Origin of the sequence: Corallincola luteus, assembly GCF_004336975.1 — a bacterium.
Classification (GTDB): Bacteria; Pseudomonadota; Gammaproteobacteria; order Enterobacterales; family Neiellaceae; genus Corallincola; species Corallincola holothuriorum.
In genome coordinates this window covers 1-13,053 of sequence record NZ_SJXE01000011.1, presented here as the reverse complement: position 1 = coordinate 13,053, position 13,053 = coordinate 1, and the positions used below count along the sequence as shown (strand labels likewise).

Sequence of the window (13,053 nt, the reverse complement as noted above, 5' to 3'; positions counted from 1 at the left end):
GCGTCATATGAATAAAAAAAGAGAGGCAATAGCCTCTCTTTTTTTTGCCTTAACAGCGATAACTATAAAGCTAGAAGTTGTCTAGAATAAGCTTCCTTTGGCTGGTTCAGTATCTGCTCAACCTGACCGTACTCTATCGTTCGCCCTGACTGCAACACCATTAGCTTATCGCACATATGTTCGATGATCTCACGATCATGGGTGATCATTATGTAGGAGAGATCCCGCTCTCGTTGCAATTTGAGCAGCAGATTAATGAGCTTGGCTCTGACTGATACATCGACCGACGACAGTGATTCATCGGCGATAATCACTTTTGGGTTGGTGATCAGGGCTCGTGCTAAAGCCACACGGTGTTTTAGTCCACTTGACAGCTGATCCGGATAAAAATCGATATGTTCGTGCAGAAGCCCTACATCTTGTAAGGTGTCGAGCACGCGCTGCTTTCTGTCCGCTTCTGGCATTGAAATCGCTAGCTTTAAGGTGCTATCCAGTTGTCTGCCTATGGACAGGTTTGGGTTGAGCGATGCACTTGGGTCTTGAAACATCATACGGATTGAGCGGTGGTACTCATCGCTGCTGACCGCATCAACGCGCTCTCCCTCCATCACTAAGGTGCCTGTGGTGACGGTTTCAGCCCCAGCAAGAACCCTGGCCAATGTCGTTTTACCTGATCCTGCCGCACCAATAATAGCGAGTGTTTCACCTGCCCCTAGTTCAAAACAGATGCGGTCGATTGCTGGCTCGGGCTCAGGGTGCCATGGCATAGCCATTTTGGGCTTGTAGATCTTGGTGAGGTACCGTGCGGTGAGGATCATGACTTGTCCTTTTTGCGCAGAGCATCGAGATTTAAAGGATAGTGGCAACGGTAGCTTCTACCTTTAAATCGTTTCAACAGAGGTAGCTCTACACATTGTCGCTGAGCATAAGGGCAGCGTGGACCTAGGCGACAGCCTATTGGCATATGTTGTAGCGTTGGTACGCCACCTCTTAACTCTGGTAAAGGGGCTTTCTTAGTTACTTGCCCGGAAAAGCTTGGGGTACTGGCCACCATCGCCTCGGTATAAGGGTGCACAGGAAACTGGATCATTCGCTCAGTAAGGCCTGATTCAACAACGTGGCCTGAATACATCATGGTGATCCGGGTGCTTAATTGCGCAGCCGTGTACATATCATGACTGAGTAGCAAAATACTCATGTTGTGTAGCTGATTGAATTTTCTGAGTAGCCGAAATAGTTGCCCCTGTGCTCTGGGCTCCATGGTGGCGGTGGGCTCATCGGCGATCAATAGACGTGGCCTCAGGGCAATCGCCATGGCAATGACCACCTTTTGGCAGAGTCCTTCAGAGATTTCATGAGGGTAGGCTTTTAACAGGCGCTCATGGTCCTTTACACCGACTTGATGGAGCAGTGTGATTGCTTGCTGACGTAGCTTTTTCCTTGCTCTAAAGAAGTTTAACGGGCCTTTTGTTATCGTTCGCGGCAAGGCTTCTAGCAGTTGCTCTTCGATGCGTACGATGGGATCAAGACTGTTCGCAGGGTCTTGAAAGATCATCGCGATCTCGTTGCCCATTAGCTCCCTGCGTTGTTGGAAATCCATCGCTTGCAGATCTTCGCCTTCATAAAACATGCGATCGGCAATAACGGTCCAATCATCTGACAGCAGGCCGATAATCGCTTTGGCTAATAGGCTTTTACCAGAGCCTGATTCGCCTGCCAGCGCGTGTATTTCGCCATCGGCGAGAGAAAGACTGACCTTATCGACAGCTGTCACCAATCCGTCTTGGGTATTAAGCGCTATGGTGAGGTTTTTGATATCCAGTAGACTCATGATTTAGCCTTACTGATTGAATTACGAAAACCTTCGCCGACAACGTTCACTGACAGCACACATATGAGAATGGCGAAACCGGGAAAGGCGACTGTCCAGGGGGCGCGGTAAATCAGTTCTAGTCCGCCGGACAGCATGGTTCCCCATTCTGGCGAGGGCGCTTGAGCGCCCAATTTTAGAAAACCTAATGCGGCAATATCTAAAATGGCTGTCGACAGGGAGATAGTGAACTGCACCATAATCGGTTCAATTAGGTTAGGTAGCAGGGTGAAGAGAAATAGCCTTGCGCCTTTTTCACCATCGAGAGTCGCCGCAGTGACATAGACCTTGCTCATCTCTTGCCGAATAGCGTTATTGACTGTTCGAATAAACTGCGGGATTTGCGCAAGTCCAATAGCAATTAGTACCTGTTCTAACCCTGAGCCTAAAATTGCTATAACGACGATGGCCAAGAGTAGCGAAGGGATAGAAAGGATAGTGTCTAGAATATGATGCAGCACGCTCGACTTTAAGCCGCGGGTCATGCCGGCAAAAACACCGATGATAATGCCGGCGAGTGCGCAAACCATCACAACCAAAAGACTACTGCCAAATGAGTATCGGGCACCATAAATCAAGCGGCTGAGTACGTCGCGGCCTAGATCGTCGGTGCCAAAGAAAAACTCTACTTGTCCCTCTTTGTACCAAGAAGGGGGAACCAACAACTGGCCTAAATGTTGTTCATCGGCACTGTATGGTGCAATAAGTGGCGCAAACAGCGATAGCACGGCCATCAATAACAACCAGTAAAATGCGGCCATATAGATGGGGTGTTTACGGAATTCTGCCAATGCCCTCGACAACGGTGAAGGCATACCTGCATCATCGTAGATATCGTGACTAAGCATTGTAGTCCTTACGCGCGATGGGATCGGCTGCGGTATGAAGAAGATCGTTAATCACTGTGGCCAGAATAATGAAGGTTGATACAGCTAATAAGCCGCCCTGTATTGCCGGATAATCTCGTTGATAAAGGCTGGCTACTAACCACTTACCAATTCCTGGCCAAGAGAATATATTTTCAGTGACCATGGCGCCGGTCATTAATGTGCTGATCTGCAGCCCAAGTTGCCGTGACACTGGCAATAGGCTGTTGGGGAGAGCGTGTTTGCGCAATACACGCCAGCGGCTAATGCCACGCGCTTGAGCTGCTTTGATAAAATTTTGCTTAAGCAAGCTGAGCATGGTCGCGCGGGTTGTTCTGATCACCTGTGTGGTTGGCACGGTAGCGAGCACCAGTGTTGGTATAATGATATGTGCTAAGGCATTTTTAAATGCTTCATTCTTATAGGATTGGTCGGAAATCAAGATATCTATGAGGATGAAGTTGGTCACCGGTTCAATATCATACAGTAAGCTAAGCCGCCCAGAGATAGGGAGTAATCCTAGTCCCAGAGCCAGTATCATGATCATCAATAGCCCCCACCAGAATACCGGGATGGAGATACCAAGCAGGCTCAGTGTCATGACGGTATGGTCTGTGATGCTCTCTTTTTTTAATGCAGCAAGAGAGCCAATCGGCACGCCGATAACCATGGCGAGTACGAGCGAGTAGAACACCAGCTCCAATGTCGCAGGGAACGTTTCTTTAACTTCATCCCAAACGTTTTCCCCCGATGTCAGTGACCGTCCCCAATTGCCGTCGAAAATATTCCCAAGATAATGGAAGTATTGAAGGATGTAAGGACGATCAAAGTAGAGTTCACTGCTGAGTTTTTGATACTGATCGGGAGTGAGGTTATCTAACCCGGTGGTGAGATAGACCGGATCGCCGGGTACGATATAGATCAGACTGAATGATAGTAGTGATAACCCGATGAAGGTGAAGATGAATAAATTCATCTTTCTTAATGTATAAGTCAGCATCGTTAGTTACGCTCGGCGTCCGCAAATCGGATGCCTCCATAAGGATTGAGGTCCATACCTGTTATTCCTTTGCGATACGCTTGGAATCTTAATGCGTGAGCAATAGGGAAGATAGGTAGCTGCTCTGAGATAATCTTTTGAGCATCACTGTAATACGCTTTGCGTTGGATGCGGGAAGGGGTTTCCAGCGCAGAGTTTAGCAAGCGATCAAATTCGAAGTCGCACCACTGGGCACGGTTGGTGCCGTAACTGAGTGCCTGACAGGTCAACAGAGGCCTAAAAAAGTTGTCAGGATCAGCGGTGTCAGCCATCCAACCTAAGAGCGTGGCGTCATGACGGCCAGCTTGCAGGTGTCTTCTAAAGGTTTGCCAATCATAAGAGACGATCTCAGCGGTGACACCAACTTTTTTCAGATCTGCTTTTATCAATTGCGCCATTTTTAGCGGGCTCGGGTTATAGACCCTGGGTACCGGGGGCGCCCAAAGCTCGAAACTGAAGCCCTGTTCGAGCCCCGCTTCTTGTAATAATTCGCGCGCTGTTTCAGGGTCATAATCAAGTACTGGTAAGGCATCGTTATAGGCCCAGGAAACGGGTGGCAGCACTGAATTAGCTAAAGTGGCGGTGCCAAAATAAACTGCCGCTAACAGGCGCTCGCGATCGATGGCATGAGCAATGGCGCGACGCACCCGAGCATCATCAAATGGCGGGTGTTGGGTGTTGAATGCGAGGTACCCTACATTGAGTCCTGTTTGTAAGTTGAGCTTAATCTGTTCACTTTTACGCAGTAGTGTCATCTCACTGGCTGAGGGGAGAGCTATAACGTCGCATTCGCCAGTGATTAACTTGGCGAGGCGCGCAGAGGGTGCAGGAGTGATATCAAAAACCAATCTTTCCAGCTTGGCTGGCGGCCCCCAGTACGCCGGATGACGGCGATACTTGATATAGGAATCTTTGCGGTAAGTGGCAAAGCTAAACGGTCCTGTGCCGATGGGACGACTATCTATATAGGACTGTTGTCGCCGTTTCTCCAGCCATTCACCATATTCGGCTGACAAGATGACGGCAAAGTCGGTCGCCAACGTGGTTAGAAAGCTGGCATCCGGGCGGAGCAGATCAAACTGCACGGTGAACGGATCTGGCGTCGTCACCGACATAACCAAGTTGTCTAAGCCGACACTTTGAAAATAGGGGTACTGGCCACCACCAACATGATGATATGGATGCTCTTTATCTAAAATGCGCGAAAATGAAAAAGCGACATCTTCAGAATTCAGGGTTCTGGTGGGGCGAAAGAAATCGGTATGGTGGAAATTAACACCTTGACGCAACTTGAAGCGATAGCTCTTTTGATCGCGGCTAATACTCCATTTAAATGCCAGTCCCGGGGTAATATTCCCCTGATTGTCGACATCGACTAAACGATCATAGAGTTGATGGGTTGAAGCATCAATGGTCGTACTCGAGGTGCCTATTTGTGGGTTAAATGTCTCTGGACTACCTTCTGAACAATAGATTATGCCCTGGTGTGGGCGAGTGTTTTGTCCATAGTCGCGGAGTAACCATGTTAGCGTAATGATGGCTAATGCGATAAACCCTAGCATGACAAGGCGCAAGCGCACCCTGAAACTATGACGACGTACTTTTGGTAAACGGCCGTTTTCCATGTTCAGTTATCTAAACTCGTCCAGTAATGAATATTTCTTCAATATGCCGCGCAGTTGGTGGTAGGTAAGATCCAAGGCATCTGCTGCTTTTCGCTGATTGAATTGAGACTTTTGCATCGCGTAACGCAATAACTCTATCTCGTAATCTCGCAATGTGTCTTTGAGCTTAATCGGAAATTCTATCTCTTGCATGGCGGAAGAGGGTAGACTTTTATCACCTAGCTCCTCTTTACTCGTGTTTTCGCTAGGTGGAGTTGCTGTATTGTCGAGCGTTCTGCGATCATTGGTTCTGACTATGCTGCGGGGGCGGTAGGGCGAATCAAATGGATCCAGGGTTATCTGGTGAACCGGTAGGTGAGCATTGTTATGGCGGTAAACACTTCGCTCTACTGCATTTTTTAACTCACGTACATTTCCTGGCCAATCATAAGATTGTAAAACTTCCTGTGCCGAACGGGTAAAGCCGCTAAACAGCTCCATCTCTAATTGCCGAGCCATATTGATAGCAAAGTGCTCTGCGAGCAGCATAATATCTTCGGGACGTTCTCTTAACGGTGGCAGGGTGATCACATCAAATGCCAAGCGATCCAATAGATCGGCTCTAAATTCACCTTGCTCCGCTAGAGTGGGGAGATCTTCGTTCGTGGCGGCGATCAATCGTGTATCAATGGTGACTGACTTTGAGCCACCGACACGTTCAAATTCGCCATACTCAATTACTCGAAGAAGCTTTTCCTGCACCACGCCGGATGTATTGGCTAACTCGTCTAGAAAGAGGGTGCCACCATCGGCGCGTTCAAAGCGCCCAGCGTGACGTTTACTCGCACCTGTAAATGCGCCACTCTCATGACCAAACAACTCACTCTCTAGCAGGCTTTCATTCAATGTTGCGCAATTAAGCGTGAGATAATTTTGATCCCAACGTTGAGACAGGTAGTGTAAACGCTCTGCAATCAGTTCTTTACCTGTGCCACGCTCACCGATAATGAGTACTGGTTTGTTTAGCGCAGCGACTTGACGAACATGCTCGATAACCTGCATAAAGCTGTTAGATTGCCCGATTAGGTTGTCTTTCTTTCTGCTTCGAGTCGATGACATGTGGTTATTTTCACCAAGAATTGGTTTTTTCCAATAATATGCCTCTTTAAGATTTACGCAAGCAAATAGCCTAACCTTTTGTTTTTTATTGTTAACTATCTATTTTTTGAGGTTGGCTTGTAAATTGCTTTTGTAATGGCATATAGATAATTCATTGTAAGTAATAGAGGTGTGTCATGGGTGTATTTTCTCGCTTCTCAGATATTGTTAACTCGAATATCAACTCATTGTTGGATCGAGCTGAAGATCCGGAAAAAATGGTTAGGCTGATTATTCAAGAGATGGAAGATACCTTGGTTGAGGTGCGTTCTAACTCTGCACGGGTTATCGCAGAAAAGAAAGATCTTGTGCGCCGCATCGAACGCCTTAAAGGTGAAGCCGATGATTGGCAGGCTCGTGCCGAATTGGCCCTAAGTAAAGATCGGGAAGATCTGGCAAAAGGGGCGTTGCTCGAAAAGCAAAAAGTGACAGATGCTGTATCGGCAGTGGAAGCTGATTTGGCGCAGCATGAAGAACAGCTGACGAGATTGAAGGATGAAATTGGCCAATTACAGGACAAACTGAAAGATGCGAAAGCACGTCAACAAAGCATTTTATTGCGCCGTGAGACAATCTCTTCACGTTTGGAAGTAAAAAAGCAGTTGGATAGCGGTAAAGTCCAAGACGCCATGGTGCGTTTTGAGCAGTACGAACGTAAGATTGATAATCTCGAAGCGGAAGTTGAATCTTATGATTTAGGTACTCAGGCGGAAAGATCATTGGCGCAGCAGTTTGAAGATTTGGAAGCTGAAGATACGGTGACCAGTGAGCTTGAGGCCTTGAAGAAGAAGTTAAAGGCCGACAAAAAATCAGCAAGTAAAGCTTAATCAGTTGAATCATCGCGAAGGAGAATAGGCGTGGATTACGAAGCATTAGCAGGCATTATCGCGGCACCGTTTATTGTTTTTATGGTGTTTGTGGCGCCAATCTGGTTGTTTCTCCATTATCGAAGTAAACGCCAGGTTAGTCAGGGATTGAGTGCAGATGAGATGGCGCTGTTGACCGAGTTGGCGAATCGTTCAGAGAAAATGGCCGACCGCTTGGATACCCTTGAACGAATTCTTAGTGAAGAGATGACGGCAAGAGGGCACGAATAATGGATGAACAAGTTAAGAAAAAGCAGCTTTATCGCAGTACCTCTCGGCAGAAACTAGCGGGTGTCTGTGCAGGGCTTGCGGACTACTTTGGCTTTGAAGTGTGGCTTGTGCGTGTCGTTGTTGCTTCAGCCATTATTCTAACCGGTGTTTTTGGTTTGCCATTACTAGCTTATGTCGTGTTATGGCTGGTGCTAGATAAAGCGCCAGAAGGTAACCAGTTTAGTCAACCTCCACATACCGTAAAGTCTCACGTGTGGCAGGCGGGAGAGCCTCCTCGGCAGGCGTTTAAAGAAGTGGTAACACGCTTTGAAAAGCTGGAGCTACGTTTACGGCGACTTGAGCAAGTCGTGACATCAAGTGAGTTCTCCTTAAAGCGTGAGATTAATAAGTTATAGATGAAGAAGGATTCAGGAGTTGGTCGTTGGTTAGATAAAGTGAGTGGCGGTGCGCAGCAAGCATTTGCCCGCTCACTGGATCGTCATTTGGTGCTCGCTGTTACCGGCTTATCAGGTGCAGGTAAGTCCGCATTTATTACCAGTCTGCTATTTCAGCTTATTAATTTTAGAGATGCCCGCTTACCTTTCTTTAAGCCTTGTGCCGAGCAGCGCCTATTGGCGGTCAGGCGTATACCCCAGCAGAGGCTGGACTGGGTCCGTTACCCTTATGAAAATTCGTTAACCGCACTCTCTTCTGAGCCACCCTGTTGGCCAGAGCCAACCAAAGGGGTGAGCACGGTTAGCTTGGAATTGGCATATCGCCCCACTAAACAACCGTTAGCGACATTGACTAATCGTGCTCTGATGCAATTGGATATTGTTGACTACCCGGGTGAGTGGCTACTCGATCTACCATTACTGGAGCTAGATTATCGTCAATGGTGTGAGCTATTTGCCACTATGTTGCCTAATCGCCCTGAAGTACCAGCGCTGACCGACTGGAAGTTGTCGATTGACACTATCGACTTGGATGCGCCGGCGGATGAGTTTCATATTGCAGAGGTTGCTCAACAATACGCTGAGTTGCTGCAAGCTTGGCGTTGTCAGGGAGCATATCTGTTGCAGCCCGGGCGTTTTGTGTTGCCTGGAGAATATGAAAATACCCCGTTATTGCATTTTTTCCCTTTGATGACCGTCTCCCAAGATACCGCTAAGTTTAATCGAGGCAGTGTGGGGGAGATGTTGGAGAAGCGTTTCGAACAGTACAAGTCCAAAGTGGTAAAGCGCTTTTACAAAGATTACTTTTCACGTTTCGATCGTCAGATAGTGCTCGTTGATCCATTAACCGCCTTAGGAGCTGGACACAATCAATTGTTGGAGATGCAACAGGCGTTATTGCAGGTCCTAGGCAGTTTTCGATACGGTCGTAGCTCAATAATCCGGCGGCTATTCTCGCCCAAGATTGAAAAAGTGATGTTGGCAGCTACCAAGGCTGATCATGTGACGCCGGAACAGCATGAACCACTAAAAGGCCTCATTCGACAATTACTGCTGACAGAAGAGAACCCGTGGGCTTTCTCTGATATCGCTTTCGATTGCATTACATTGGCGTCTATTCGTGCCAGTAATTCTGGAAAGAGCCAGCTGACTGGTGGTCCTAAGCCTATGCTGAAGGGCGTGAGGTTGAGTGATAGAGAGGAGATCATTACCTTTCCAGGGGAAGTACCAGCGAGCGTACCGTCGTCACAGTTTTTTAATGACCATCAATTCAGCTTTGTACCTTTCGCGCCTCCCGTGATAGGTAAGAGTGATAATCAGGTGCCACACATAGCCATGGATCGCGTATTGCAATTCTTGCTAGGGGATAAACTGCAATGAGTAAGGCTAGGAAAAAATCTAATTATCAACAGCAGCAGCTTTTTGAATCGGAGCAGCAGGGTGCGCCTTTGACGTTGGAAAAAGCTGTTGTGCTAGATGATCTAGATAACTGGCAGGAAGATGAGTCCTTTGGCGAAGACGCTTTGCAAGAAGAGCAACAAGCACAGAGTACCTTCGGTGCGCGAAAGCACCCTCTACTTTGGTTAACCTTAGCGCTTGTCTCTGTAATTTCAGTGATTGAGGCAATACAGTTTTTTGATCAAAAATGGCATCAAACCCCTGCCATCGCGCTGTTATATGGTGGTGTATTCCTACTCGTTGGCAGCTGGGCGGTTGGGGCAGTTTTTAACGCGTGGCGCCGCAGTGCCCAGTTAAGTCGAGTCAATAAGCGCAGAGCGGTTGCTGAGGCGATTAAAGAGGGTGAAGTGAGCGATGATATTATGCTCTTTTGTCAGCGGATGTTGCCTGCAAAATTGGATGAATCAGTTAATGAGGCTGTTGAGCGATGGAAAGCTAATGTCGAAGCTCACCACTCAGATCAGGAAGCGTTAGCGCTTTTTGAACGGGATGTTGTCGCTGTCCTTGATGACCGCGCTAAACGAGTCGTTGCCAGATGGTCTAGTGAGGCGGCTATTTTGATTGCCATCAGCCCACTGGCTGCCATTGATATGCTATTAATTGCTTGGCGTAACGTTAGGATGATTGACGAGATTGCTGATGTTTATGGTATTGAACTTGGGGTGTTCAGTCGCTGGATGCTGGTAAAGGCCGTCATACTGAACGTTATTTATGCTGGGGTGAGTGAAACTCTGAGTGATGTTGGTTTACAAGCATTGGGCGCCGATATGACAGGAAAGCTTTCAGGACGTGTTGCTCAAGGCATGGGGGCGGGCTTGTTAACCGCGCGTCTTGGCGTTAAAACAGTGCAGTTGTGTCGCCCCGTTATTTTTACTGAAGTACCCCCACTTCGCGTTCGCTCTGTTGCAGGAGAGATCTTTGCTGCGATTAAAAAACGCGCCATTGGTTAGTCAGCGCTGAACCAAAATTCGATGGTTTCTCTCTTCTGTAGTGGCTTATTTACTGTCTGTTTTCTTAGTATTCTATTGATAAAACTGTGATTTTTTGTTTGTTAAGCTAATTTTACATCTACAGGTAGCTTAGTTTTTCAAGCTGTATTATTATTTTTACACCCTGAATAATGACAATAACAGAATAGCTTTGGGTGGAAGATATGCGTTTAGAAGTTGTGTGCGAAGACCGCCTGGGAATCGCTCAGGAAGTCCTGGTCATATTGGTTGAGCATGGTATCAACCTGAAAAGTATCGAAACGGACCAAAAAAGAAACATCTTTCTCAATTTTCCTGGTTTAGCTTTTGAAGAGTTGCAGAAGTTAATGCCTGCACTTCGTTTGATCCATGGTGTTGAAGATGTCCGCACAGTCCCTTATACGCCCTCTGAGCGTGGTCATTATGAATCAGAAACATTGTTGAGAACGCTTCCTGATCCCGTTTTTTCCATCGATTTAAAGTGCCGTATTGTTGTCGTCAACGAAGCGGCAGCCATCGCTTTGCGTCTTAAAACCGAGAAGATCGTCGGTGGCGGTCTCAACCAATGGGTACATGGCTTTTCTTTTCAGCGCTGGATGGAAGCTGATGAGGTGATTGCTCAAGCCGCGAAGATTACGATGGCTGGTAAAACTTATCTTGCAGATGTGTTACCTATTCGAGTTCCTGATTTAGAAGGTCAGTCCATTTTGGCTGGCGCAGTGGTTGTATTGAAGTCAGTGGATCGTCTAGGTGAGCAAGTAACAGCGTTTCAACGCCAGAGCGATGATGGTTTCTCCCGCATCTTTGCCGAAAGTAGTCATATGAAGCGTGTATTAAGCCAAGCGAGAAAAATGGCTCAGTTAGATGCACCACTGCTTATTCATGGCGAAACGGGTACGGGCAAAGAGTTGTTAGCCCGTGCTTGTCACGAATTCAGTTTTCGTGGTGATAGACCGTTTATTGCCCTGAACTGTGCCTCATTGCCTGATAACGTGGCAGAGCATGAGCTTTTTGGATTCTCGGCTAATGCTTTTGAAGGCGCGGGAGAGGGTAAGCGCGGAGTTTTTGAACAGGCTGATGGTGGTACTGTTTTTCTCGATGAAATTGGTGATATGTCTGAGGGGTTGCAGGTTAAGTTTCTTCGTTTTCTCCAAGATGGCACCTTCCGCCGTGTTGGTGCAGAGGAAGAGGTTAAAGTGAGCGTGCGGGTGATCTGCGCAACACAGAAAGACCTGCCCGCGATGGTTCAGCAAGCGGAATTTAGAGAAGACCTCTATTACCGATTGAACGTCTTAAATCTGCGAGTACCAGCTTTAAGAGAGCGTAAGGCTGATATTGTCCCGTTGGCTGAGTTGTTTGTTGCCCGATATAGTCGGCAGTTGGGGCGTCCTACACCTAATTTAACCAAACAGTGTCAGGATGTTGTTCAGCAGTACCCATGGCCAGGTAACGTGCGCCAGCTTGAGAACTCTGTTTATCAAGCCGTTTCGTTGCTTGAGGGTCATGAGATTGATGCTGAAGACCTACAGCTTCCCTCTTATAGCAGTGGCTTCGGTTACTATGATGATAATTTTGAGGGCTCTCTCGAAGAAGCCACCAAGCGATTTGAAAGCAATTTACTGCGGCGCTTGTATCCCGCTTATCCGAGTACTCGGCAGTTAGCGAGAAAGCTTGGCGTGTCTCACACGGCGATCGCTAATAAACTCCGCGAGTATGGGATTAACAAGAAGAGCATCAGTAACACATAGAGAAGAGAATAATGGGTCGCGGTGCGACCCATTTTCTTATTAAGCGCGAGAGAACAGCTTTTTATGAGTAAACCGACAGTTTTTCTTGATCGTGATGGCGTTATTAATGTCGACCATGGCTATGTGCATACTGTTAGCGAATTTGAATTCATCCCTGGCGTACTGGAAGCTGCGGCGAAATTGACGGCAGCGGGCTATCGATTGGTCGTGGTGACTAATCAATCGGGCATAGCGCGCGGATATTACACAGAAGGTCAGTTCCAGAGATTGACTGAGTGGATGGTTGAACAGTTTAAGGAAGCTGGTGCTTGTATAGAGCACGTCTATCACTGCCCACACCACCCCGAAGGTCAAGTGGCTAGTTTCGCCGTTAATTGCGATTGCCGTAAACCTGCACCGGGGATGTTTTATCAAGCTAATAAAGATCTAAATATTGAGCTCTCAGAAGCAATGATGGTCGGAGACAAGGGCGATGATATGAGAGCAGCGCAAAATGCGGGGTTAAAGCTCTGCTTTTTAGTGAAAAGCGGAAAGCCTGTTTCAACTGAGTCAGTTGAGCTAGCTGACTATGTAGTAGAGAGCTTCGCTGAACTTCCTGCTTTATTGAATAAATTGTTTATATCTAAATAAGCTAATTATATCAGTCGATTAGATTTTCATCCCTTTGTTCTGGTACTTGCTTGTGAGCAAACTTTGTTCGGTTGAACTAAAATGTGTGTTCTTGGGGTTGCGTTCAGGATTAATCTCCCTATAATGCCGCCTCACTCGCTCAGGGCGAGGCAGCGGGAAGAAACGAACGGTTTAAGTTTTT

13 protein-coding genes are annotated in these 13,053 nt (G+C 47.3%); 7 read left to right on the top strand and 6 right to left on the bottom strand.

The features are described 5' to 3' along the window. Window positions 1–62: 62 nt before the first annotated feature. Genes EZV61_RS16710 through pspF form a run of 6 tightly spaced genes read right to left on the bottom strand, consistent with a single transcriptional unit; the run spans window position 63 to window position 6,498 of the window. Window positions 63–818: an ATP-binding cassette domain-containing protein gene (locus EZV61_RS16710; RefSeq protein WP_114339940.1), complete on the bottom strand. Its 756-nt coding sequence runs from the start codon at window positions 816–818 to the stop codon at window positions 63–65. Then, on the bottom strand, window positions 815–1,831 hold the full coding sequence (locus tag EZV61_RS16705) for an oligopeptide/dipeptide ABC transporter ATP-binding protein (RefSeq protein ID WP_114339941.1): 1,017 nt from the start codon (window positions 1,829–1,831) through the stop codon (window positions 815–817). Before EZV61_RS16705 ends, EZV61_RS16710 begins: the two co-directional genes overlap by 4 nt. After that, window positions 1,828–2,718 carry an ABC transporter permease subunit gene (locus tag EZV61_RS16700; protein ID WP_114339942.1) on the bottom strand — a complete coding sequence of 297 codons (891 nt, stop codon included), beginning with the start codon at window positions 2,716–2,718 and terminating at the stop codon, window positions 1,828–1,830. The genes EZV61_RS16705 and EZV61_RS16700 overlap by 4 nt, the downstream gene beginning before the upstream one ends. Continuing rightward, entirely contained in the window at window positions 2,711–3,736 is a 1,026-nt protein-coding gene (locus EZV61_RS16695; protein WP_114339943.1) for an ABC transporter permease, read from the bottom strand. Before EZV61_RS16695 ends, EZV61_RS16700 begins: the two co-directional genes overlap by 8 nt. A gap of 2 nt (window positions 3,737–3,738) precedes the next feature. Continuing rightward, complete coding sequence (gene sapA / locus EZV61_RS16690) at window positions 3,739–5,400, bottom strand: ABC transporter substrate-binding protein SapA (RefSeq protein ID WP_205695405.1); 1,662 nt, start codon at window positions 5,398–5,400, stop codon at window positions 3,739–3,741. 6 nt (window positions 5,401–5,406) lie between these two features. Beyond that, window positions 5,407–6,498, bottom strand: a complete 1,092-nt coding sequence (gene pspF, locus EZV61_RS16685) for a phage shock protein operon transcriptional activator (protein WP_131417101.1) — start codon at window positions 6,496–6,498, stop codon at window positions 5,407–5,409. 176 nt (window positions 6,499–6,674) lie between these two features. Here pspF and pspA point away from each other — a divergent pair, with 176 nt between their 5' ends. The 7 genes from pspA (at window position 6,675) to gmhB (ending at window position 12,872) form a co-directional block, all read left to right on the top strand. Beyond that, on the top strand, window positions 6,675–7,364 hold the full coding sequence (gene pspA, locus EZV61_RS16680; RefSeq protein WP_114339945.1) for a phage shock protein PspA: 690 nt from the start codon (window positions 6,675–6,677) through the stop codon (window positions 7,362–7,364). Window positions 7,365–7,394: 30 nt separating this feature from the next. Continuing rightward, window positions 7,395–7,634 (top strand): envelope stress response membrane protein PspB, encoded by a 240-nt coding sequence (gene pspB, locus EZV61_RS16675; protein WP_114339946.1) that lies wholly within the window; start codon window positions 7,395–7,397, stop codon window positions 7,632–7,634. After that, a complete protein-coding gene (pspC, locus tag EZV61_RS16670) occupies window positions 7,634–8,029 on the top strand; it encodes an envelope stress response membrane protein PspC (RefSeq protein WP_114339947.1) in 396 nt (131 codons plus the stop codon). Before pspB ends, pspC begins: the two co-directional genes overlap by 1 nt. Further along, entirely contained in the window at window positions 8,030–9,448 is a 1,419-nt protein-coding gene (locus EZV61_RS16665; RefSeq protein ID WP_131417099.1) for a YcjX family GTP-binding protein, read from the top strand. Next, the gene (locus EZV61_RS16660; protein WP_114339949.1) at window positions 9,445–10,476 is read left to right on the top strand and encodes a TIGR01620 family protein; all 1,032 of its coding nucleotides are present in this window, start codon (window positions 9,445–9,447) and stop codon (window positions 10,474–10,476) included. Before EZV61_RS16665 ends, EZV61_RS16660 begins: the two co-directional genes overlap by 4 nt. 203 nt (window positions 10,477–10,679) lie before the next feature. Further along, the gene (gene tyrR, locus EZV61_RS16655; protein ID WP_114339953.1) at window positions 10,680–12,242 is read left to right on the top strand and encodes a transcriptional regulator TyrR; all 1,563 of its coding nucleotides are present in this window, start codon (window positions 10,680–10,682) and stop codon (window positions 12,240–12,242) included. Window positions 12,243–12,305: 63 nt separating this feature from the next. Continuing rightward, entirely contained in the window at window positions 12,306–12,872 is a 567-nt protein-coding gene (gene gmhB / locus EZV61_RS16650) for a D-glycero-beta-D-manno-heptose 1,7-bisphosphate 7-phosphatase (protein ID WP_131417097.1), read from the top strand. Window positions 12,873–13,053 lie beyond the last annotated feature (181 nt).